This window comes from Shewanella sp. AS16, from assembly GCF_021412365.1.
In the GTDB taxonomy this organism is placed as follows: domain Bacteria; phylum Pseudomonadota; class Gammaproteobacteria; order Enterobacterales; family Shewanellaceae; genus Shewanella; species Shewanella salipaludis.
Genome location: NZ_JAKCLK010000191.1, coordinates 1 through 301 on the forward strand (window position 1 = coordinate 1; position 301 = coordinate 301).

At 55.5% G+C, this 301-nt stretch carries 1 protein-coding gene; it reads left to right on the forward strand.

What is annotated here, in order from left to right; genetic code table 11:
- Positions 1–301, forward strand: a 301-nt coding sequence (locus tag LZP73_RS19940) for a preprotein translocase subunit SecA (protein ID WP_442800778.1), incomplete at both ends; no start/stop codon positions are given.

Genomic DNA, 301 nt, shown 5'->3' on the forward strand with positions numbered 1-301 from the left:
GATTGTTGCTCAGGCAGGTTATCCGGCTGCGGTGACTATCGCGACCAACATGGCGGGTCGTGGTACCGATATTGTGCTCGGTGGTAGCTGGCAGGCAGAAGTTGCCGCGCTGGAAAATCCGACTGCAGAGCAAATTGAAAAAATTAAAGCCGACTGGCAGGTACGTCACGATGCGGTACTGGCAGCAGGTGGCCTGCATATCATCGGTACTGAACGTCACGAATCCCGTCGTATCGATAACCAGCTGCGCGGTCGTTCTGGTCGTCAGGGGGATGCTGGTTCTTCTCGTTTCTACCTGTCG